This is a genomic window from Myceligenerans xiligouense, from assembly GCF_003814695.1.
Taxonomy (GTDB): domain Bacteria; phylum Actinomycetota; class Actinomycetes; order Actinomycetales; family Cellulomonadaceae; genus Myceligenerans; species Myceligenerans xiligouense.
The window spans coordinates 1,195,229-1,216,092 of sequence record NZ_RKQZ01000001.1 but is presented as its reverse complement, the minus strand read 5'-3'; the positions used below and the strand labels follow the sequence as shown (position 1 = coordinate 1,216,092).

General features: G+C 73.0%; 19 protein-coding genes. 11 read left to right on the top strand and 8 right to left on the bottom strand.

All coding sequences use genetic code 11. From position 1 onward, the window contains the following. The first annotated feature begins 219 nt into the window (after positions 1 to 219). The 5 genes from EDD34_RS05135 to EDD34_RS05115 all read left to right on the top strand — a co-directional run bounded on the left by EDD34_RS05135 (position 220) and on the right by EDD34_RS05115 (position 6,872). Positions 220 to 1,740, top strand: a complete 1,521-nt coding sequence (locus EDD34_RS05135) for an alpha-N-arabinofuranosidase (protein WP_123813609.1) — start codon at positions 220 to 222, stop codon at positions 1,738 to 1,740. Positions 1,741 to 1,890: 150 nt separating this feature from the next. Continuing rightward, positions 1,891 to 3,210 carry an ABC transporter substrate-binding protein gene (locus EDD34_RS05130; protein WP_123813608.1) on the top strand — a complete coding sequence of 440 codons (1,320 nt, stop codon included), beginning with the start codon at positions 1,891 to 1,893 and terminating at the stop codon, positions 3,208 to 3,210. 10 nt (positions 3,211 to 3,220) lie between these two features. Further along, positions 3,221 to 4,234 carry a carbohydrate ABC transporter permease gene (locus EDD34_RS05125; protein WP_123813607.1) on the top strand — a complete coding sequence of 338 codons (1,014 nt, stop codon included), beginning with the start codon at positions 3,221 to 3,223 and terminating at the stop codon, positions 4,232 to 4,234. Then, positions 4,231 to 5,097 carry a carbohydrate ABC transporter permease gene (locus EDD34_RS05120; RefSeq protein WP_123813606.1) on the top strand — a complete coding sequence of 289 codons (867 nt, stop codon included), beginning with the start codon at positions 4,231 to 4,233 and terminating at the stop codon, positions 5,095 to 5,097. Before EDD34_RS05125 ends, EDD34_RS05120 begins: the two co-directional genes overlap by 4 nt. Before the next feature lie 5 nt (positions 5,098 to 5,102). Continuing rightward, positions 5,103 to 6,872, top strand: coding sequence for a GH39 family glycosyl hydrolase (locus EDD34_RS05115; RefSeq protein WP_246012194.1), 1,770 nt, complete (start codon positions 5,103 to 5,105; stop codon positions 6,870 to 6,872). A 108-nt stretch (positions 6,873 to 6,980) separates the two neighbouring features. On the opposite strand, the gene EDD34_RS05110 is transcribed toward EDD34_RS05115, so the two are convergent. Genes EDD34_RS05110 through EDD34_RS05100 form a run of 3 tightly spaced genes read right to left on the bottom strand, consistent with a single transcriptional unit; the run spans position 6,981 to position 10,050 of the window. Beyond that, positions 6,981 to 7,916 carry an ABC-2 transporter permease gene (locus EDD34_RS05110; protein WP_246012193.1) on the bottom strand — a complete coding sequence of 312 codons (936 nt, stop codon included), beginning with the start codon at positions 7,914 to 7,916 and terminating at the stop codon, positions 6,981 to 6,983. Next, positions 7,913 to 8,926, bottom strand: coding sequence for an ABC transporter ATP-binding protein (locus EDD34_RS05105; protein ID WP_123813605.1), 1,014 nt, complete (start codon positions 8,924 to 8,926; stop codon positions 7,913 to 7,915). The genes EDD34_RS05110 and EDD34_RS05105 overlap by 4 nt, the downstream gene beginning before the upstream one ends. Then, complete coding sequence (locus tag EDD34_RS05100; protein ID WP_123813604.1) at positions 8,923 to 10,050, bottom strand: LolA family protein; 1,128 nt, start codon at positions 10,048 to 10,050, stop codon at positions 8,923 to 8,925. Before EDD34_RS05100 ends, EDD34_RS05105 begins: the two co-directional genes overlap by 4 nt. A gap of 304 nt (positions 10,051 to 10,354) precedes the next feature. On the opposite strand from EDD34_RS05100, the gene EDD34_RS05095 reads away from it, so the two are divergent. Together EDD34_RS05095 and EDD34_RS05090 are read left to right on the top strand one after the other, a co-directional pair. After that, complete coding sequence (locus EDD34_RS05095) at positions 10,355 to 11,038, top strand: response regulator transcription factor (protein ID WP_123813603.1); 684 nt, start codon at positions 10,355 to 10,357, stop codon at positions 11,036 to 11,038. Beyond that, complete coding sequence (locus EDD34_RS05090; RefSeq protein ID WP_123813602.1) at positions 11,038 to 12,435, top strand: sensor histidine kinase; 1,398 nt, start codon at positions 11,038 to 11,040, stop codon at positions 12,433 to 12,435. The genes EDD34_RS05095 and EDD34_RS05090 overlap by 1 nt, the downstream gene beginning before the upstream one ends. Here EDD34_RS05090 and EDD34_RS05085 read toward each other — a convergent pair. The 3 genes from EDD34_RS05085 to EDD34_RS05075 form a co-directional block, all read right to left on the bottom strand. Beyond that, positions 12,432 to 13,712, bottom strand: coding sequence for an NAD(P)/FAD-dependent oxidoreductase (locus tag EDD34_RS05085; protein WP_123813601.1), 1,281 nt, complete (start codon positions 13,710 to 13,712; stop codon positions 12,432 to 12,434). The genes EDD34_RS05090 and EDD34_RS05085 overlap by 4 nt on opposite strands. 180 nt (positions 13,713 to 13,892) lie before the next feature. Then, positions 13,893 to 14,864 carry an RNA polymerase sigma factor SigJ gene (gene sigJ, locus EDD34_RS05080; RefSeq protein WP_123813600.1) on the bottom strand — a complete coding sequence of 324 codons (972 nt, stop codon included), beginning with the start codon at positions 14,862 to 14,864 and terminating at the stop codon, positions 13,893 to 13,895. 141 nt (positions 14,865 to 15,005) lie between these two features. Beyond that, entirely contained in the window at positions 15,006 to 15,356 is a 351-nt protein-coding gene (locus EDD34_RS05075) for a DUF5808 domain-containing protein (protein ID WP_246012192.1), read from the bottom strand. Positions 15,357 to 15,558: 202 nt separating this feature from the next. Here EDD34_RS05075 and EDD34_RS05070 point away from each other — a divergent pair, with 202 nt between their 5' ends. Further along, positions 15,559 to 16,203: a dihydrofolate reductase family protein gene (locus EDD34_RS05070; protein WP_123813599.1), complete on the top strand. Its 645-nt coding sequence runs from the start codon at positions 15,559 to 15,561 to the stop codon at positions 16,201 to 16,203. Between the two features lie 304 nt (positions 16,204 to 16,507). Continuing rightward, complete coding sequence (locus EDD34_RS05065; RefSeq protein WP_123813598.1) at positions 16,508 to 17,161, top strand: GGDEF domain-containing protein; 654 nt, start codon at positions 16,508 to 16,510, stop codon at positions 17,159 to 17,161. A 116-nt stretch (positions 17,162 to 17,277) separates the two neighbouring features. On the opposite strand, the gene EDD34_RS05060 is transcribed toward EDD34_RS05065, so the two are convergent. Together EDD34_RS05060 and EDD34_RS05055 are read right to left on the bottom strand one after the other, a co-directional pair. Next, complete coding sequence (locus EDD34_RS05060; protein ID WP_123813597.1) at positions 17,278 to 18,318, bottom strand: diacylglycerol/lipid kinase family protein; 1,041 nt, start codon at positions 18,316 to 18,318, stop codon at positions 17,278 to 17,280. Then, a complete protein-coding gene (locus EDD34_RS05055) occupies positions 18,315 to 19,409 on the bottom strand; it encodes an AraC family transcriptional regulator (protein WP_123813596.1) in 1,095 nt (364 codons plus the stop codon). Before EDD34_RS05055 ends, EDD34_RS05060 begins: the two co-directional genes overlap by 4 nt. Before the next feature lie 112 nt (positions 19,410 to 19,521). On the opposite strand from EDD34_RS05055, the gene EDD34_RS05050 reads away from it, so the two are divergent. Next, entirely contained in the window at positions 19,522 to 20,352 is an 831-nt protein-coding gene (locus EDD34_RS05050; protein WP_123813595.1) for a Rossmann-fold NAD(P)-binding domain-containing protein, read from the top strand. Then, entirely contained in the window at positions 20,349 to 20,795 is a 447-nt protein-coding gene (locus tag EDD34_RS05045; RefSeq protein WP_123813594.1) for a DUF4345 family protein, read from the top strand. Before EDD34_RS05050 ends, EDD34_RS05045 begins: the two co-directional genes overlap by 4 nt. The last annotated feature ends 69 nt before the right edge of the window (positions 20,796 to 20,864 follow it).

Below are 20,864 nucleotides of genomic sequence, written 5' to 3'. Positions count from 1 at the left end.
TGACCATTCGTCCCCTTCCCACGACGGGCCACTCTGCCAGGCCGGGTGCCGCACCGCGTACCCGTTGTCGCCGTCGGTCACGAATCGGTGACGATCTCCGGGCCGGAGCTTGACGCCCGGAGGCGGCGGTGGTCAACTCCTCCCACCGAGATTTAACGATAAATCTTGCGGACATCGTTGTTCGAGGACGGCAGGGACGCCGTCGTACGGGAAGGCGACATGACCACCACAGCCATCATCAACCTGGACCTGCCCGGCCCGGTCATCTCCCGTCACGTGTACGGGCACTTCGCCGAGCACCTGGGCCGGTGCATCTACGGCGGGTTCTGGGTCGGCGAGAACGCGGACGTGCCGCACGTCCGCGGCATCCGGCTCGACGTCGTGGAGGCGCTGCGCGCGCTGCGGATCCCGAACCTGCGCTGGCCCGGCGGCTGCTTCGGCGACACCTACCACTGGCGCGACGGCGTCGGGCCGCGGGACCAGCGGCCGCGGATCGTCAACAGCCACTGGGGCGACGTGGTCGAGGACAACGCCTTCGGCACGCACGAGTTCCTCGACCTGTGCGAGCTGCTGGGCGCCGACCCGTACGTGTCGGGGAACGTCGGGTCCGGCTCGGTGCAGGAGATGTCGGAGTGGGTCGAGTACCTCACCCGGGGCGACGACTCCCCCATGGCGGCGCTGCGCCGCGCGCACGGCCGGGACGAGCCGTGGCGCGTCCCGTTCTGGGGCATCGGCAACGAGACCTGGGGGTGCGGCGGCAACATGCGGGCCGAGCAGTACGCCTCCCTCGCCCGCCACTACTCGACGTTCGTGCGCGACCAGGGCGACAACCGCGTGTACCGCATCGCCGTGGGCCCCAGCGACGAGCAGTACGACTGGACCGAGACGATGATGCGGTCGTTCGACGACCTGGCCGCCGACCCGGCCGCGCCGGCCGACCCGTTCCAGGCACTGTCGCTGCATTACTACACGATGACCGGCTCGTGGTCGGACAAGGGCGAGGCGACCCGCTTCACCGAGGACGAGTGGTACGTCGCGCTGTCCCGCGCGTCCCGGATGGAGGAGTTCCTCACCCGGCACAGCACGGTCATGGACCGCTACGACCCGCACCGCAAGGTCGGCCTGGTGGTCGACGAGTGGGGCACCTGGTGGAACGTGGAACCGGGCACCAACCCGGGGTTCCTGTACCAGCAGAACACGCTCCGCGACGCCCTCGTCGCGAGCACCCACCTCGACGCGTTCCACCGGCACGCGGACCGCGTGGTCATGGCGAACATCGCGCAGACGGTCAACGTGCTCCAGGCGATGCTCCTCACCGACCCGGACTCCGGCGCGCTCGTGCTCACGCCCACCTACCACGTCTTCGAGATGAACGCGGGCCACCACGACGCGGCGTCGCTGGACGTCGCCCTGCGTGACGTCCCGACGACGGAGGCGGACGGGCGCACGCTCCCCCTCGTCTCCGTCACGGCGTCCACCCGGGACGACGGCGCGCTCGTCTCCCTGAGCAACCTCGACGCCTCCGAGCCCCGCGAGGTGGTGCTCGACCTGCGCGGACGCACCGCCACGCCCGTCGGCGCGCGGGTCCTCACCGCCTCCGCGCTCCAGTCGCACAACACGCCCGACGACCCGTCGGCCGTCGCACCCGCCCCGTTCGACGGCGTGCGCGAGCACCCGCGCGGCCTGCTCGTCCAGCTGCCGCCGCATTCCTACGTCACCGCCGAGCTCCGGCTCTCCTGAGAGGCCGCGCGGGGAGGCGGCCTCCCGTCCGGCAAGGCACCGGACGGCACCCACCCGCGCCCTCTCACCCCACGACCGACGGGTACGCCCCGTCCCGCCGCGATCCGGCACCGACGCCGAGACGCGGCCGACCGAAGGAGGTTGTCCACGATGACCAGAAGGAACCACCGCAGGGCCTACGCCGGCGCTGCCGGCGTGCTGGCCGGAGCGCTCGCGCTGTCCGCCTGCTCCGGGGGCACGAGCCCCGAGGGGACGACGGTCGAGGAGGGTGAGCCGTACACCCTGACCGTCTGGACCAACTACACCACCGGCCCGGGCCAGAACTGGTTCGAGGAGGTGGCCGCCCAGTTCGAGGCCGAGCACGAGAACATCACCGTCGAGGCCCAGCACGTCCAGAACGAGGAGCTCGACGGGAAGCTCCAGACCGCGCTGAACTCGGGTGACGCGCCCGACGTGTTCCTGCAGCGCGGCGGCGGCAAGATGAAGGACATGGCCGCGGCGGGCCAGCTCCTCGACCTCACCGACACCGCCGTCGCGACCCCCGAGATGCGGGAGAAGCTCGGCGAGGCGTCGTACGAGGCGCTCAGCATCGACGGCCAGCTGCTGGCCGCCCCGCAGCTCATCCAGCCCGGCGGGATCTGGTACAGCAAGGACCTGTTCGCCGAGGCGGGGATCACCGAGCTGCCGGAGACCGTCGAGGACCTGGAGGACGCGATCGCCAAGCTCCAGGGCGCCGGGATCACCCCGATCGCCCTGGGCGGCAAGGACGCCTGGCCGGCCGCCCACTGGTACTACTTCTTCGCGCTGCGCGAGTGCTCCGCCGAGACCCTCGAGGCGACGAACGAGTCCCTCGACTTCTCCGACGAGTGCTACGAGCGGGCGGCTCAGGACGTCACCGACCTGGCGGCGCTGGAGCCGTTCAACGAGGGCTTCCTGACCACCTCCGCGCAGCAGGGCGCCAGCAGCTCGGCGGGCCTGCTCGCCAACCACAAGGCGGCGATGGAGCTCATGGGCGCCTGGCAGCCGGGCGTCGTCATGAACCTCACCCCCGACCAGGAACCGCTGGACGACCTGGGCTGGTTCCCGTTCCCGCAGGTGTCGTCCGGCGAGGGTGACGCCGCCGCGATCATGGGCGGGCAGGGCGGCTTCTCCTGCTCCGCCGCCGCGCCGAAGGAGCTGTGCGGCGAGTTCCTCGCGCTGATGAACTCCGAGGAGCACCAGGAGGGCTTCTACGAGGCGTTCGGCACGATCCCGCTGCACGACGACGCGAAGGACGTCGTGACCAACGAGTACGACGAGCAGATGCTCGACGCCCTGGCCGAGGCCAGCTACGTGTCGGACTTCCTGGACACGAACTACGGCCAGCAGGTCGGCACGGCCCTCAACCAGGCGGTGGTGGAGCTGCTCACGGGCGGCACCGACCCCGCCGGGTTCGTCTCGGCGGTGTCCGACGCCGCCGCACGGAGCTGAGGCGGGATCCATGAGCACGCCCGAGCACGTGAACCTCGACGTGCCGGCGGGTCGGACCGCGACCGGGGACGGCGCCCGCCAGGCGCCGTCCCCGGCCCCGGGGACGAACCGCCGTCGTCCGCTCCCCTGGCGGCGGTGGCTGGAGATCCTCCTGCTCGCCGGCCCCGGGACCGCCGTCTTCGTCACGTTCGTGATCCTGCCCGTCCTCATGGCCGGGTACTACGGCTTCTTCCGGTGGAGCGGCTACGGGCCCCCGACCGAGTTCGTGGGCCTGCGCAACTACCAGCTGATCCTCACCGACACCGCGTTCCTCGAAGCCCTGTGGCACAACGGGTTCATCCTGGTGATGTCCCTGGTGCTGCAGGGCCCCGTGGCCATCGCGATCGCCCTGCTCCTGAACCGGAGGATGCGCGGGCGCTCCCTCATCCGCGTGCTGATCTTCGTGCCGTACGTGCTGTCGGAGGTCATCGTCGCCATCGGCTTCAGCCTCATGCTGCACAGCGCGGGTGCGGTCAACGACGTGCTGGACCGGGCGGGGCTGGGCGGGCTGCGCCAGGACTGGCTCGCCGACCCCGACGTCGCGATCTGGTCGCTGATGCTCATCCTGGTGTGGAAGTACATCGGCTTCGCGGTGATCCTCATGCTCGCCGGGCTGCAGGGGGTGCCCGACGAGCTGCGGGAGGCGGCGGCGATCGACGGCGCGTCGTACTGGAAGACGCAGTGGTACATCACGCTGCCGCTGCTCGGCCCGACCATCCGGATCTGGGCCTTCCTGTCGATCATCGGCTCGCTGCAGGTGTTCGACCTCGTGTACGTCATCTGGGGCCAGTACGTGGCCGACACCGCCGGTACCTCGACCATGGCGACCTACATGGTCGCCAACGGCCGCATCTCCGGCGCCTACGGCTACGGCAGCGCCGTCGCCGTGGTCATCTTCCTCATCTCGCTCGTGGTCGCGCTGGTCTACCAGCGGTACCTGCTGCGCCGCGACACCGAAGGCGCCCTGACAGGAGGTGCGGCATGACGTCCGCTCCCATGACAACCCGGCGCCGCCCGCGCCTCGACTCCGTCGCGGGCGGCGGCAGCCTGGCCGCCTACCTGGTGGCGTTCGCGCTGGTCGGCGTGTGCCTCGCGCCCGCGGTCTACATCGTGCTGGGCGGGTTCCGCACCAACTCGCAGATCATCCAGTCGCCGGCCGGCCTGCCCGACCCGTGGGAGGTCGGGAACTACCTCTCGGTGCTGACCGGCAGCCTGTTCTGGCAGGAGCTCGTGAACTCGCTCGTCGCCGCCGTGGGCACCACGCTCGGCGTCGTCGTCCTCGGCCTCATGACCAGCTACGTGATCGCGCGGTACCCCTTCCGCGCCAAGCACGCGATGTACTCGCTGTTCGCCGCGGGGCTCATGTTCCCCATCACGGTCGCGATCACCCCGCTGTACATCCTGGTCCGCGACCTGGGGCTGACGAACACGCTCGCCGGGATCATCGTGCCGCAGATCGCGTTCGCCCTGCCGACCACCGTGATCATCCTGGTCCCGTTCCTCCGGGCCATCCCCCGGGAGCTGGAGGAGGCGGCGTTCATCGACGGCGCGAGCAGGCTCGGGTTCTTCACCCGGATGGTCGTGCCGCTCTCGCTCCCCGGGGTCATCACCGTGGGGATCCTGGCGTTCGTCGCGAGCTGGAACAGCTACCTGCTGCCGCTGTTCCTGCTCAACGACCCCGACCTCTACACGCTCCCGCTGGGCGTCCAGGCGTTCGCGTCGCAGTACTCGGTGGACACCGCACGCGTGCTCGCGTTCGTCTCGCTCTCGATGATCCCGGCCCTGATCTTCTTCTCCGCGTTCGAGCGCCGGATCGTCGGCGGCCTGACCGGAGCCGTGAAGGGATGAAAACCATGCCCGACGACGAAAGGCCCGACACGATGTCCGGCGGCCCGGTACCCGACGACGCGGTGTCCGGCGGCCCGACACCCGACGGCCCGATACCCGACGGCCCGGTGTCCGGCGGCCCGGTACCCGACGCCGCCGCTCCGCCGTCGGCCACCCTGCGGATCGACGGCACGGAACCCGCAGAAGTGCCGCTGCGGCACATCTGGAACGAGTGCGTCGGGGCGGGCCGCGCGCACGAGGCGCTCCGGGCGGACTGGCAGGAGCACTTCCGCGAGGCGGTCGGCGTCCTCGGTGCCCGGTACGTGCGCTTCCACGGGGTGTTCCACGACGACATGTTCGTCTACCGCACCACGAACGGCGGCGGCTTCGGCCCGGGGAACCCGCTCCCGGAGCCCGTGTACACCTTCTCGTACGTCGACAAGGTCTTCGACGCCATCCTGGAGACGGGCGCGCGGCCGTTCGTGGAGCTCGGCTTCATGCCGCGCGAACTGGCCCGGGACACCGAGACCGTGTTCTGGTGGAAGGCGCACGGCAGCCCGCCCGCCGACCTGGACCGGTGGGTGGAGCTGGTGACGACCACGGTGCGGCACTGGATCGACCGGTACGGCATCGAGGAGGTGCGCCGCTGGCCGTTCGAGGTGTGGAACGAGCCGAACCTGGTGCCCCACTTCTGGACGGGGACCCGCACCGAGTACTTCGAGCTGTACGGGGCGACGGCGCGGGCGATCAAGGCGATCGACCCCGCGCTCCAGGTCGGCGGCCCGTCCACCAGCGTGTTCGTGCCCGACGACCGCTACCGCGGCGAGACCGAGGACCGCACCCAGGAGTACGCGACGGCGGAGGCCGACGACGTCGACGCGCTGGTCTGGCGTCCTGTGTGGATCGAGGAGTTCCTCGACTGGTGCGCGGCCCACGACGCCCCCGTCGACTTCGTCACGACCCACCTGTACCCGACCGACTACGCGTTCGGCGCCGACGGCGAGGGCCACGCGATCAGCCGCTACGCCGACGCCACGCCCGACGACCTCGTCGCCCTGCACGAGGTCATCGCCCGCAGCGCGTTCCCGCGGGCCGCGATCCACATCACCGAGTGGTCGACCTCGCCGTCGAGCCGCGACGCGGTCCACGACACGGTGTACGCGGCGACTTCCATCACCCGGACCTACCTGCGGTGCGCGGACCTCGCCGACTCGATCTCCTACTGGACGTTCACGGACGTGTTCGAGGAGGGCGGCGCGGGGATCGGGCCGTTCCACGGCGGGTTCGGCCTCGTCAACGAGCAGGGCATCCACAAGCCGACCTTCCACGCCATGGCGATGCTCGCCCGCCTCGGGGACCGGCTGCTGCTGTCGACGCCGCACGGCGTGCTGACCCGCGACGGCGCCACGGGACGGCTCGCGGGGCTGTTCTTCAACTATCCCGAGGAGATGGGCCGCGCGTCGGTCGGCTCCCAGGACACCTACGCCGCCACGCGGGGGCTGGCGGACGTCGGCCCGGCCCGCAGGATCCGGCACCGCGTCGAAGGGCTGGCACCCGGTGCCCGGTTCCAGGTGGAGATCCTCGACCTGGAGCACGGGAACGTCGCGGAGACGTGGCACCGGCTCGGCGAACCGCTCAACCTCACCCGGGAGGAGACCGCGCGGCTCCGGGTCGAGGCCGACGCCCTCCGGCGAGAAACGATCACGGTACCGCCGTCCGGCGCGCTCGACCTCGACGTCGACCTCCCCGCCTGGGCGCTGATGTCGGTCACGGAACAGACCCCGGCGCACCCCTGACACCGATCCCGGTTGCCGAGCACGACACGAACGTTGTTCTGGAATTCTGTAACAACGTTCGTGTCGTGCTCGGCGGAGTGGGCCGGCGGAGTGGGTCGGCGGCGGAGTTCAGCCGTCGCGGGTCGTGATGCTCGCGTAGGCCAGCGACAGGCCGATCAGGAGGTAGCAGAGCGCCCGGAACGCCCCCTCGGCCAGGCCGCCGAACGGCACCGGGTCCCGGATCAGGTCGACCAGGCCGGTCACCGACGTCGGCAACAGGTACGGGTGCAACCAGTCCAGCGCCGAGATCTGCATGAGCACGCCGGAGACGATGAGCCCGCCCAGCACGCCCACCACCACCAGCATCGGGTGCTCGGTGGTGGCCGAGACGGCCAGCGCGACGGCACCGATCGCCGTCAGGTAGAGCGTCGCCCACGCCACGGCGACGCCCAGCCGCCACAGCACGTCCCCGACCGACAGCTCCGTCCCGGACATCGACACGAGGCCGTCCGTCCCGGCGAGGACGAGCCCGGTCAGGAGGCCGGACACGACCACGAGTGCGGAGGCGACGAAGGCGACCACGAGCACACCCGCCGCCTTGACCGCCAGCAGCCGTCCGCGGGCCACGGGGGCGAGCAGCCAGCCGCGCAGGGCACCGTGGGACTGCTCCCCGGCCAGCGCGTCACCGCTCGCCATCGCGACCGTGAGCGGCAGCAGGAGCATCAGCAGCGTCATCAGGGACCCCAGCGGCAGCACGAAGGCGCTGGTGACCATCGTGACGAAGATCGGCGGCCCCCCGCCGGGCCCGGGGCCCGGGCCCGAATGGCCGGGGGTGACGGGGCCGTCCATCGTCAGGTCGACGGCCACACCGGTGATCACGGGCAGCACGGCGAGCAGCGCCAGCACGGCCAGGGTCCGGGGACGCCGGAAGATCCACCGCACCTCGGCCCGCAGCAGGCGCGCCATGGGGACTCGCCGCCGGGCGGGCAACGTCACGGACGACACCCCGCCGGGTTCCTGCGGGGTCATCGGTTGCTGGGCGGCCACCGGTCCTCGCGCCGTCATCGCGTCTCCTCCGCCTCGTCGCCGTCCAGCGCGCCGACCAGGTCGCCGACGTCGTGCGTCAGCCGCGCGAAGGCTTCCTCCAGGCCGGTGCGCTCCCGCCGGGCCTCCTCCACCCGCACGCCGGCCCCCACCAGCGTCTCGATCGCCGTCGCCGGCGTCGTCGTCGTGATGTCCACGCGCACGCCCTCGGGCGCGAGCCGCGCGGGGATCCGGCCGGAGCGCAGGGCGTCCACCGCCCGCGCGCCGTCGGGCGTGGACACGAGCAGCGTGGGGCTGCCTGACTCCAGCAGGTCGTCCAGCGCGCCCTGCGCCACCACGACACCCTGGTTCAGCACGACGACGTGGGTGCAGGTGGCCTCGACCTCCGCCAGGAGGTGCGACGACACGAGGACCGTCACGCCGCGCGCGTGCAGATCCGCGATGATCCGGCGGACCTCCTGCGTGCCGGCCGGGTCGAGACCGTTGGTCGGCTCGTCCAGCACGACGAGCCGGCGCGGCGCGAGCAGCGCCGAGGCCAGCCCCAGGCGCTGCTTCATCCCGAGCGAGTACGCGCGGTACCTGCGCGTGGCCGCGCCCGCGAGCCCGACCCGGTCCAGCGCCGCGGACACGGCGCCGTTCAGTTGGCCGCCCGCGAGCAGCGGCTCGGCGGCGGCGAACCGCAGCAGATTCTCGCGGCCGGACAGGAACGGATGGAAGCCCGGGCCCTCCACGAGTGCCCCCACGTGCGGCAGCACCCGGTCGGTGTGTGCCGGGACGGGCGCGCCCAGCAGCTCGATCTCCCCCTCGGTGGGCTGGACGAGGCCGAGCAGCATCCGGATGGTCGTCGTCTTACCGGAGCCGTTGGGCCCCAGCATCCCGACGACGGCACCCTCCGGGACCTCCAGGTCGACGCCGTCCACGGCGACCGTGCCGCGGTACACCTTGCGCAGCCCTCGGGTGCGCGCCGCGACGGCGGTGCCGGAGACCCCCGCCTCCGGCACCGCCGCCTCGGCCGCGCGCGACGTCGTCACTGCGCGTCCAGGGCGTCGAGGAGCACCTGAAGCGGTACCGCGCCGGCCGCGATCCGGCCGTCGGAGGTGACGACGGCGCCGCCGACGGCGGTCTGGAGGTGGGTCCCGGTACCGAACTCGCCGGACACCGGGCGGCCGAGCTGTGCCAGGAGGCCGCTGACGTCCTGTCCGTACTCGTCCGCGGACTCCCCCGGGCCGTCGAGCGGGGCGTCGGCGGGAACGTCGCCGATCACGACCGTGTCCCAGCCGTCGCCGACCGTCGCCGGCTCCTCGAGACCCGCCGTGCCGCGCTCCCCGGAACCTGCGGCGTCCCGGTCCCCGTGGCGGCCGGACAGGCTCGCGGCGTCGCCGGCCTCCATGGTCTCGACCTCGGCGCCCTCCGGCGGCGTGAACTCGAACAGTTCCGCGTCCTGCGCGCCGAGCTCGAAGTCGACGAAGCCGAGCGAGAGGACCGGTTCGGTGCGGCCGTTGGCGAAGACGTCGAGCCGCAGCGGCACCCGCGTCTCCTCGTCGACCGCGACCGTGATCTCCCGCAGCAGTGTCTTCTCCGACGGCTTCGGCGTCAGCACGAGCTCGTACGCGGCCCGGTCGGCGACGGTCGCCGTGCCGTCCACGAAGATGTCGCTGGTCGGCCGGAGCCGCTCGATGATCTCGGCCGCCGCCCGCGACGGATCCGCCAGCTCGCCCTCGGCGTGCTCCCGCTCGGCGTGCTCCCGTGCGGCCGCGGCGTCGGCGTCGTCCCAGGTGAGGTGCTTCGCCGTGTGCTCCTGGGAGTCGTAGGCCCACGCCTCGGAGGCGGTCTTGACGAGCGTGAGCTCCGACGCCTCACGCTCGACCTGGACGCGGGCGTTCTCCTCGCCGTCGTGGAACACCCGCACCGTCTGGAAGTCGAGCGCTTCCATGCCCGGCACGGCCGGCAGCCCGAGCTCGTTGCGGACCTCGGCCACGCCGTCGAACGCGGGCGGGCGGGCCTCCAGCACCGAGGCGACCAGTTGTTCCGCACCGATCTCCGGCAGTACCGGGTCCTCGTCCGCGCCTGCGGGCAGCGCGCTCAGCGCCAGTCCCGCGAGCCCGACCGCCACCCCCGAACCGGCAGCGACCAGCCCCTTCGTCCTCGGCCTCATGTCCCACTCCTTCGCTCTCAGTGTCCTGCACCCGACACCTCAACCCTCTCGCCTCCCCGCTGAGACCCACCTGAGAGACCGCCCCACCCTGAGACCACGCTGAGAACACCCCGCACGGCCGGCCTCCCGCCGCCGGCAACGGCCGCCGCCGACCACGCCATTCTTGCGCGACCACGCCATTTCGCCCCGTGGGAGCGCGACCACACCGCCGAAATGGCGTGGTCGCCAAAATGGCGTGGTCGGCCGTCGGCGCGGCGAGCCGCGGGGTTCGGGCGGGCGGGCCGGGTAGGGCATGCTGGCAGGCATGAGACCGCAGATCCTCGTGGTCGACGACGAGCCCGGCGTGCGCAAGGCGCTCGATCGCGGCCTGCGCGCCGAGGGCATGGACGTCACCGTCGCGGCCGACGGGCCCACCGCGTTGCGGCTGGCGCGCACCGGGTCCTTCGACGCGATCCTGCTGGACATCATGATTCCCGGCCTGTCCGGGTACCGCGTGCTCCAGGAGCTGCGCTCCGCTCGCGTGACGACGCCCGTGCTGCTGGTGTCGGCGAAGGACGGTGAGATCGACCAGGCCGACGGGCTGGACCTCGGCGCCGACGGGTACGTGGTCAAGCCGTTCTCGTTCGTGGTGCTGGTCGCCCAGCTGCGCGCCACGCTGCGCCGCGCGGCGTCGGGCACCGCACGCGGCCGGATCCGGCTCGGGCCGCTGACCATCGACCGCGCCACCCGCACGGTGCGGTACGACGACGCCGACGTCCCCCTCAGCCCTCGCGAGTACGCGCTGCTGGAGGCCCTGGCCACGCGACCCGGGACGGTGCACACCAAGCAGGAGCTGCTGGACGAGGTGTGGGGCGACGAGCAGGCCGCGACCCGCAACGTCGTCGAGGTGTACATCGGCTACGTGCGCCGCAAGCTGGCCGCCGCCGGCGCCGACGGCCTGGTGCGCACCGTCCGGGGGCACGGCTACCAGCTCGGGGAACCTCGCTAGTGCGGCCGTCCCCGGGCAGGCCCTGGGCGGGCACGTCGCTGCGTCTGCGGATCACCGCCATCGCCACGGCGGTCACGCTGGTGTGCCTGCTGGGCCTGGCGCTGGTCGCCGGCCGAGGGCTCGGCCCGCTGCTCACGCAGTCCGCCGACGAGGAGCTCCAGGAGGCGCTGGCCGGCGCCGCCCGCGATGTCGTCGCCGGCCGGTCGCCGACCGCGCCCGACGGTCTGGCGGTGCACGTCCTGGACACCGCGGGCGACCCTGTCGGCCCGGAGGACGCCGGTGCCGCCGCCCAGGAAGCCGCCGTCGCCGCGCCGGACCTGACCCGCGACCAGGTCCGCACGCTGAAGGCGAGCACTCCCGTCACCACCGGCCCGCCGGCCACGGGGAACGACGGCGGCCCGCCCGTCCGCTGGCACGGGACCGTCGTCACCGCCCCGGACGGGAGCCAGCGGCTCGTGGTGGCCGGGACGGGGCTCGTGGGGCAGGGTGCCGCCGAGGAGTCGGGCGGCCGGTGGCTGGTGGTCATCGCGCTCGCCGGGTCGGTGGTGGCCGGGGTCGCGATCTGGTTCGCCGTCGGGTCGGCGCTGCACCCGGTCGCCAGGATGCGGCGCTCCGTGCGCGGGCTCGCCCCCGGCGCCCGCGTGGAGGTGCCCGGCGCCGCGGCGGGCGAACTGCGCGCCCTGGCCGACGACTTCAACGCCCTGCTCGACCGGTCGGAGGCCACCGCGGAGCGGCTGCGCCGGTTCACGGGCGACGCGGCGCACGAACTGCGCTCCCCCGTGGCCTCCATCCGTGTGCAGTCGGAGGTCGCCGTCGCGAACCCCGACCCGGAGCTCTCGCACGAGGTGCACGCGGACGTCCTGGCCGACGCCGAGCGGCTGTCGGCACTGCTCGACGGCCTGCTGGCGCTGGCGCGCTCGGACGCCGGGGAGCTGCCGCCGCCGGAGGACGTGGACCTGGTCGGCGAGGTGCGCGCGGCGGTGGCACGCGCCGGGAAACAGCCGGTGCCGATCGTGGTCAAGGCCATGGCCACCGAGGCATGGGCGGCCGCCGCGCACACCGAGGTCGAGCTCGTGCTCGACAACCTGCTGCGCAACGCCTGCCGGTACACGCGCACCCGGGTGGTGGTGTCGGTCCTCACGTACCGGACCGGTGTCGCCGTGCTTGTCGACGACGACGGTCCGGGCGTTCCACCGGAGCACCGGACGAAGGTCTTCGACCGCTTCTACCGCGTCTCGGACGACCGCGCTCGCGCCTCCGGCGGCGCAGGGCTCGGCCTGGCGCTGGTCGCCCAACTCGTCCGCCGCCGGGGCGGCCGGGTCGCCGTCGGCGATTCGCCCGACGGCGGGGCCCGGTTCACGGTGGTATGGCCCCGGACGGGCCGTGCAGGGGCCTAGCGCGCCACGTCGGCCACGCTTCCCGCGGGAGCGGTCTGCCCGGCCACACGGCGCCGTCGCACCGGGTAGGGCATGGGGTGCGCGACCGCCCACGCGACGTACCGGCAGATCAGTTCCTTGTGTCGGGCCGCCAGGCGCCCGCCGGGCGCGGAGGGCCTGGCCCGGTCGTCGGTGGTGACCATCTGGATGATGGCGTCACGGCGGCCCAGGCTGATGCACTGGTGGATGTACGCCAGCGAGGTGCTCGGGAGCTTCCCGCCGGTCAGCCGCGCGGCGATGGCGTCGGCGGCCTGCCAGGCCATCGGGATCGCCGAGGCACACGACATGCGCAGCGGGTTGCCCAGCGGCCCCTCCGCGAGCGCGGCATCACCCACCGCGTACACCTCGGGGTGGGAGACGGACCGCATGGTCTCGTCCACGACGACCTGGCCGCGCGACGAGACCGTCAGGGCGGTGGCGGAGGCGATCGGCTGCACGCCGAATCCGGCGGACCACACGGTGACGTCCGCCGGAAGCCCGACGTCGCCGGCCATCACCTCGGTGGCGCCGACGCGCTCCACCCCGGTGTGCTCGTGGAGCGTGATGCCCAGCCGGTCGACGGTCTCGCGCAGGTGCCGCCGGCCCTTCGGAGAGAGCCAGTCGCCGAGGTCGCCGCGCGCAACGAGGGCGACGTCCAGGTCCCCGCGGGCCTCGGCGATCTCGGTGGCCGCCTCGATGCCGGTCAGTCCGCCCCCGACCACCACGACACGACGTCCGGGAGCGAGCGATGCCAGCCGCTCACGCAGGCGCAGCGCGCCCGTCCGGCCGGCGATGTGGTGGGCGTGTTCGGCGACACCCGGCACGCCGCCGTCGTCCCAGGAACTGCCGAGGGCGTAGACGAGCGTGTCGTAGCCCAGCTCGGCGGCACCGTCGAGGCCGACGGCGCCGTCGAAGCCTACGGCGCCGCCGACTCCGCCGACTCCGTCGGCGCTGCCCCCACTGCCGGCACTGCCGGAGCCCACGGGGCCCCTGAGGGAGACGGTCCGGCGGTCGACATCGATGGCGGTCACGCGCGCGACGCGCAGGGCGACACCGGTTCCGGCGAGGATCTCGCGCAGCGACCGGTGGCGCAGTTCCTCGCCGACGGCGACCTGGTGCATCCGGATCCGTTCGACGAAGTCCGGCTCGGCGTTGACCAGGGTGATGTCCACGTCGTCGCGGTTCAGGCGCCGGGCCAGGCGTCCGGCGGCGATTGCTCCCGCGTATCCGGCTCCGAGGATGACGATGCGGTGCTTCATGACGGCACTCAGCTCCTGTCGTGGGTAGGTAGTGCCTCCTGAACCGGACGGCGGCCCGATCCCTGACACTCCTGCCCGGTGAGGACGGTCACACCCTGCGAGGCACCACCGCGGCGAGCGGCGCCGGCACTGAGCGCCTGGGCCGCCGGACCGCTCCACCGGCACCCTGGGCAGCCCTCGTCACCAGCGGCTGAGCAGCGGCTCCCCGTGGTCCGACGCCGCCCATCGGCGTCCCGCGCGACCCAGCTTGTCCGGATTGGCCTGGGTGAAGACCGCGGCGATGCCCTCGGTGGTCGCCCCCAGGGTGAGGATCCCGACTATCCGGTCCCCGACGGTGAACACCAGTGCCGGGTCACCGTTCGCGGTCCAGGCGTAGATGTCGGGGCTCCCGCCGACGACAGCACGCGCACCGACGAGGGGGCGCCGGGCGTCGGCCGGCCGGAACACTCCACGCAGGAACTGGGCGACGACCGCGGCACCGAAGAACGGCTTCGGGCGTACCGGGAACTTTCCCCCGCCGTCGCCCACTCCCATCACGTCGCCGGTGAGAAGCCGGATCAAGGGCTCGGTCCGCCCGCTCGTGGCGGCCGCCAGGAACTCCTCCACGACCTCGCGGGCGGTCGCCGGGTCGACGTCGGTGCGGGCCCGAGCCGTGGCGAGGTGCTGCTTGGCGCGGTGGAGGGTCTGCTGGCAGCTCGCCTCGGTGATGCCGAGCATGCCGGCGATCTCCGCGTGCGGGAAGGCGAAAGCCTCGCGCAGCACGTAGACCGCCCGCTCGTGCGGTGTGAGGCGCTCCATCAGCACGAGCATCGCCGTCGAGACGGAGTCGCGCTGCTCGGCCGTCTCCGCCGGACCGAGCATCGGGTCGCCCTCGAGCACGGGCTCCGGGAGCCACTGGCCCACGTAGACCTCCCGGCGGACCCGCGCCGACCGGAGCTGGGTGAGGCACAGGTTGGTCAGCACGCGGGTCAGCCACGCCTCGGGCACCCGGATGCCGTCACGATCGGCGGCCTCCCAGCGCAGGAAGGTCTCCTGGGCCGCGTCCTCGGCCTCCGCGGCGGAGCCCAGGAGGCGGTACGCGATGGCTTCCAGACGTCCCCGGGCCCCTTCGAAGAACTCCAGCTCGTCCTGGCGCAGCGGCTCCCTGGTCATGGTCCCGACCCTACGACGACGGCGCCGCCGGTCAGCGCCCCTGCCGTCCCGTTGCGGCGGGGCCCGCCCGTCGTCGCGGCCCGGCGGTCACGGACGGGTCGTCCTGCCGGTTGCGACCGGGCCCTGCCGTCTCGGCGTCCCTCAGCGGCCGATCCTGTCCCGCGCCACGGATACGACCTTCCCCACGTTGAGGGTCCAGCCCACCCCGGCCACGCGCGGGCTGATGAAGTGGTCCGACTCGGGGTTCCACATCCGCTCCCGGACGCGCTCCATGGTGGGGATCCGGAAGTCGTAGGGAACCACCGCGGCCACCTTGCCGTTCCAGGTGCGTTCGTCCTTGGGCTTTCGCAGCTCCTTGACGACCGCGGCGGCGGAAAGAACGATGGTCACGACCGTGACGACCCTCCGCAGACGACCGCGGCGCCGCTTCGTCTCGCCGCCGTTCCCGCCGTCGTTGTCGCCGTTGTCGTCTGTCGGGTTCCTGGATCGCACGTCGCCTCCCGTGTCGCGGTCCTTGTCCTTCGCCTGGGTTCATCTTGCGCCGCCTCCCGGGACCTCGCGAACGCACGGCCGCTCCGCCCGCCCGGCGGAGGTGTGGTCACCTCGCCACCGATGATTCCGGCGTCGCCGCCAGGTCCACCCCTCGCACGCATCCCGCGAGCGCAACGCATCCCGCGATCACCAGGAGCACGTCATGGGCCTCGTCGACATCGAACTGTTCGCCACCCTCGACCTCGTCGGGCAGGCGCCCGGTGGCCCCGACGAGGACCCGGACGGGTTCCCGTTCGGCGGCTGGCAGGCTCCCCTGCTGGACGACGTCGTCGGCGCCCAGGTCGACGCCGCCTACGCGGGCACGGACGCCCTGCTGCTCGGCCGTCGCACCTACGACATCTTCGCCGCCTACTGGCCGCACCAGGAGGGTGGCACGGACGACTCGATCGCGGCGCTCTTCAACCGCGTCCCGAAGTACGTCGCCTCCCGCGGCACACCCGATCTGTCCTGGGCCGGCTCCACCCGGCTCGGCCCGGACCTGCCCGCCGCCGTGCGCGAGCTCCGCGACCGGCACGAGCACGTCAAGGTGGTCGGGAGCCTGAACCTGGTGCAGACCCTCCTGCGGGAGAAGCTGTTCGACCGCCTCGACCTGTGGGTGCACCCGATCGTGCTCGGCGTCGGGAAGAAGGTGTTCGACGGCGGCGCGGTACCCACGAACGTCACCCTCCTGGAACCCCCGGCGTCGGGCCCGAAGGGCGTCGTCCGCCTGCGCTACGGGCTCGCCGACGGCGTCCCGGCGACGGGAGACATGGCCGCCCCCGATCGCGGTCTCGACCGGGAGGCGTGAACCGTCCCGGCCGCGCCGCGCCCGAGAGGGTCCTCGCCCGGACCACCGCGGGACAACGGAGCCCGGCCGGCCCGCCGTCACTCACGGGACTCCCGATTTCCCGCGCGAAGGCATGAGCGGTGAGTGATCTGTGCCTTCGACCGAGGCGATCCGGCTACTATCGGTTTTGTCGGATATTCCCTACACCGCTTGAGGCGATGGTCAGTGATCCAGGTGCGCTGCCAGGCCGTGCGCTTGCCATCCTTGATCTCCCTCCTCTGCCGGGGTCGCACGCTGTGCGTCGCACAGTGAGCGCGCGGGTCGCGTGCTGGTCGATGTCGTCGTGCTCCTCGGCGCCGTCATCCTGTGGGAGTTGGCTCACATCGTCCTGTTGCGCCGCCGCCTGGACCTGCGCGAGCGCCAGTTGCGGGATGTGGACGAGTACGGTCGGCGCGACTCACTGACCGGGGTGGCGAATCGCGCAGCCTTGATACGCGCCTTGTCGTCAGCGTTGGAGGAACGACGCGATGTGTATGCCTTCCTGGTGGACCTCGACGGGTTCAAGGAGGTCAACGACAGCCACGGCCATCCGGCCGGTGACATGGTGTTGGTCACCATCGCGGACCGCCTGGCCGCCGCGCTGGGCGAGGATGCGATATTTGGCCGGCTCGGCGGGGACGAGTTCTTGGTGCTCGAGGACGCCCCCGCGCGCCGGTTCGTGCAGGTGGTCGGTGATGTTTTCGCCACACCGATCGTCACCGTGGACTGCCGGCCCGTCCAGGTCGGAGCGTCGGTAGGGGTAGAACACGTGGGCCGGCACCGGACCGCCGATCAGGTCTTGTCGGCCACCGATCGGGCGCTGTACGCGGCCAAGTATCGCGAGGACCGCTCCGCCGACTCAGCATGCGGCCGCGTGGTGCTGGCAGTCCCCGCGAGTAACGGGTGGATTCGCTATCCCCTCGGGGCGACCCAGGTGTAGGCGGGTGGCCGGTCCGGCACCGAGCGTGGCGTAATGCCCTGTACCGGCCTGGTGGGTGACTACCTGCGGTCGGCCCTTCGCCCGGCCGACAGGGTTCCGCGAGTGGTGAGTTCAGGTCAGGCGTGCGCCGTCGGACGGCCGATCCTCGCTGACGCCGGATCTGCCCGGCGGACCAGCAGCGCGCCGGGCCGGAGCCCGATCCGGGCTGCCGTGACCGCGCCGAAGCTGTCGCCGTCGAGCTCGATGTCCTGCGGCGAGTCGAACCGTGCGGCGAACCGCGCACCCCGCACGTACTCCATGGCGCGCAGCCGGGGTGCCGCCCGGAGCACCACGCGGCCTCGGTCCGTGCGCTTGAGGAGGCCGCCGAGGGTGAGTCTCGACCCGACTTCCAGCCACTGCCAGAAACCCTCGGGGCGCAGGAGGACGACGTCGAGGAGACCGTCGTCGACCTCCGCGTCGGGAAGGAGGAGCATCCCGGCGGTCAGCGTGCCGCAGTTGCCGACGATGACGGTGTGCGCCTGGATCGAACGCTCCGGGCCGCCGTCCACGCGGTAGTGCAGGGAGAACCGCTGGTTTCCCAGGACCGACCTGCTGATGGGGTCGACATAGGCGAGCCAGCCGATCCTGCGCTTCAGGGTGGTGCTGGTGCCGGTCGCCATGCTCGCGTCCAGCCCGATGCCCGTCATCACGAGGAACAGGTGCGTGCTCACCGTCCCGTCCTCGCGCTCGAGCTCGGCGACGCCGACGTCGATGGGGCGGTCGGCCCCGGTGAACGCCGTCCGCACCGACGCCTCGAGGCCGGTCAGGAGGCCGAGGTCACGGGCCAGCAGGTTCCCGGTCCCCGCGGGAACGATCGCCAGCGGTGTCCCGCTCCGCTCGACCACCTCGGCGACCGCGCGGATCGTGCCGTCACCGCCGGCGACGATCACGACGGCCGGGCCGTACCGCAGGGCGGCCCTCGCCGCCTGCCCACCCGCGTCGTCGGCGGTGGTCTCGAACCACAGGTGCGGCTGCCAGCCGCGCTTCCGTTCCTCCAGGGTGACGGCCGCGCGCAGGCGCGCGATGTCGGTCCGCACCGGATTCACGACGACGACGGCGCGCTCACCCGAGGTGGGGGGTGCGGTGCGCGAGCGCGCCCGCCCGCGATACGGACTCATCCGATGGCGTCCGTGACCGTCCGCAGCGAGCCCGCGGACCGGGCCGGGCCGGACCGGCGTACCGCGCCGGGAGACGTGCCGTGATGGCGTTTGAAGGCCCGGCCGAACGCGGCCTCGGAGCCGTAACCGACCCGGCGGGAGATCACGGCGACCGGGTCGCTGGTGGTCGTCAGCGCGACGTACGCCTGCTCCAGGCGCCAGCGGGCCAGGTAGCGCATCGGGGGCTCCCCCAGGAGGGCGGTGAACCGCTCGGCGAACGCGGACCGGGACATGCCGGCCAGCCGCGCCAGGTCCACCAGGCTCCAGTCGAGCTCCGGCTGCGCGTGGACGCGCCCGAGCGCCCGGCCCACGTGCGGGTCCCGGAGCGCGGCGAGCCAGCCGGTGCTCGCCTCGCGTGCGTCGCGCAACCACCGGCGCAGCACCTGGATGACGAGCACGTCCGCGAGCCTCGTCATCACCGCCTCGCCTCCCGGCTCCAGGGTCTGCGCCTCGTGGGCCAGCAGGCGCAGCACCGTTCCGAAGGCACCGGGCTCGCCGTCGTCCCAGGCGTCCACCCGGATCACGTCGGGCAGTTCCGCGACGAACCGTGCCGTGAGCGGCTCGTCGACGGTCATCGCGGCGTAGGCGATCTGCGTGCGCTCACCCCCGCCGCCGAACCGCATGCGCTCGTAGGTCTCGCCCACCCGCTCGACGGGGATGTCGAAGAGCCCGGTGCTCGGCGCGCCGGGCGCGCTCAGCAGGCGGTGCGGCGTGCCGTGCGTGATCAGCGCGGCACCACCCGCCTCCAGGATGTGCCGCTCGTCCCCGATCTCCAGGACGCACCGCCCGGTGAGGACGACGGGCAGCATCATGCACGGCTCGATCCGGGGGAACTCGACACCCCAGGGGGCCGTGAGGTCGGCCTGGCAGTACAGCGCACCGGTGAAGCGGAGCAGGTGGAGTCCGTCGCCCAGCGGGTCGGCCGGCTCGACCCGGCCGGCCGGCGGGCTCGGGGGGCCGGTCGGCAGGCTGCGGGGTGGCGTCGGCAGGCCGACCTCGGGGCCCGGGGGCGTGGCTGGTCCGGCGAAGGGAGCCGGGTGCGCGTTGACCATGCGTCCAGCCTGGCATGCCGATCTACCGAACGTCCGCGCTCCCGGACGATCAGCACAGAAGCGCGGACTCCGGGAGCTGTTCCGTCCGGCGCGCGGAACGCAGGGTGGACGCATGGAAACCACCACCACCCAGCCCACCTTCGCCGTCGTCGGCGCCACCGGTAAGACCGGTCGGCGCGTCGCCGACCTGCTCGAGACCGGCGGCCACGCCGTCCGCCGGCTCGCTCGCGGCACCAGCCCGCGGTTCGACTGGGAGCAGCCCGACGGCTGGCCCCAGGCCCTGCACGGCGTCGACCGCCTGTACGTCACGTACGTACCCGACCTCGCCGCCCCGGGCGCGGACGTCGCGATCACCCGGCTCACGAAGGTCGCCCGCGAGGCCGGCGTGCGACGCCTCGTGCTGCTGTCCGGTCGCGGCGAGCAGGGCGCCCGCCGCTGCGAGGAGATCGTGCTCGGCTCCGGTGTCCCCGCGACGGTCGTCAGCGCCGGCTGGTTCACCCAGAACTTCACCGAGGGCCCGCTGAGCTCGGCGCTGGAGACCGGCGTGCTCGCCATCGCGGCCGGGGACACGCGCGAGCCGTTCGTCGACGTGGACGACATCGCCGCCGTGGTCACCACGGTCCTGACGGAGGACGGGCACGAGGGCCGCCGGTACGAGCTGACGGGACCGGAGGCGCTGACCTTCGGCGAGGTCGCGAGCCTGCTCACGGAACTCACCGGGCGCGATGTCCAGTACGTCCCGATGGGCTTCGAGGAGTTCCACGCCGCCGTGACCGAGGAGGCGGGCGCCGAGACCGCGACCCTCCTGACCGAGCTCTGCCGCGAGGTGTTCGACGGCCGCAACGAGACGCCGGCCGACGGCGTGCGCCACATCCTCGGGCGCGAGCCCCGCAGCGTGCGAGCCGTGCTCACGGAAGCACTCATGGCGGGCCGGCCCGCATGACCCGACGGGTTTCGCGGTGGCTGCTCGCCCTGACGGGCGCCACGCTGGTCGTCGTCGGCGCGGGCGTGGCCCTCGCGCCACGGGCGTTCTACGCCGGGTACGGCATCGCCCTGGCCGAGGGCACCCCGCTGCTCGGCGAACTGCGCGCCTCGGGGCTCGCGCTTCTCGCGCTGGGCGTGCTCGTGGGAGCGGGAGCCGTCGTCGAGCACCTCTTCGCCACGTCCGCGCTGGTCGGCGCGGTGACGATGCTCGCGCATGCGGCGGGCAGGGTGCTCTCCTGGGGCGTCGACGGCGGGCTGGCGGCCGGCCTCGTCGGGGCGGGCGCGGCCGAGCTCACCCTGGGCGCCGCCTGCGTGTGGGCCGCGACCCGGCTGCCGTCGTCCGGCGGGCGCGCCGCGGGCCCGGCGAGCGCGCCGCGCACCGCACCGTCCGTGACCCCCTGACCGGTAGCGCCCGCGGTCCACGGCGAGCGCCGTGGGCCGCGGGCGTTCCGGCGGGCACCACTCGGGCGC

Coding starts and splice junctions, on each gene's coding strand:
- EDD34_RS05135 (WP_123813609.1), top strand. CDS start 220: ATGACCACCACAGCCATCATCAACCTGGACCTGCCCGGCCCGGTCATC.
- EDD34_RS05130 (WP_123813608.1), top strand. CDS start 1,891: ATGACCAGAAGGAACCACCGCAGGGCCTACGCCGGCGCTGCCGGCGTG.
- EDD34_RS05125 (WP_123813607.1), top strand. CDS start 3,221: ATGAGCACGCCCGAGCACGTGAACCTCGACGTGCCGGCGGGTCGGACC.
- EDD34_RS05120 (WP_123813606.1), top strand. CDS start 4,231: ATGACGTCCGCTCCCATGACAACCCGGCGCCGCCCGCGCCTCGACTCC.
- EDD34_RS05115 (WP_246012194.1), top strand. CDS start 5,103: ATGCCCGACGACGAAAGGCCCGACACGATGTCCGGCGGCCCGGTACCC.
- EDD34_RS05110 (WP_246012193.1), bottom strand. CDS start 7,916: ATGACGGCGCGAGGACCGGTGGCCGCCCAGCAACCGATGACCCCGCAG.
- EDD34_RS05100 (WP_123813604.1), bottom strand. CDS start 10,050: ATGAGGCCGAGGACGAAGGGGCTGGTCGCTGCCGGTTCGGGGGTGGCG.
- EDD34_RS05095 (WP_123813603.1), top strand. CDS start 10,355: ATGAGACCGCAGATCCTCGTGGTCGACGACGAGCCCGGCGTGCGCAAG.
- EDD34_RS05085 (WP_123813601.1), bottom strand. CDS start 13,712: ATGAAGCACCGCATCGTCATCCTCGGAGCCGGATACGCGGGAGCAATC.
- sigJ (WP_123813600.1), bottom strand. CDS start 14,864: ATGACCAGGGAGCCGCTGCGCCAGGACGAGCTGGAGTTCTTCGAAGGG.
- EDD34_RS05070 (WP_123813599.1), top strand. CDS start 15,559: ATGGGCCTCGTCGACATCGAACTGTTCGCCACCCTCGACCTCGTCGGG.
- EDD34_RS05060 (WP_123813597.1), bottom strand. CDS start 18,318: ATGAGTCCGTATCGCGGGCGGGCGCGCTCGCGCACCGCACCCCCCACC.
- EDD34_RS05055 (WP_123813596.1), bottom strand. CDS start 19,409: ATGGTCAACGCGCACCCGGCTCCCTTCGCCGGACCAGCCACGCCCCCG.
- EDD34_RS05050 (WP_123813595.1), top strand. CDS start 19,522: ATGGAAACCACCACCACCCAGCCCACCTTCGCCGTCGTCGGCGCCACC.
- EDD34_RS05045 (WP_123813594.1), top strand. CDS start 20,349: ATGACCCGACGGGTTTCGCGGTGGCTGCTCGCCCTGACGGGCGCCACG.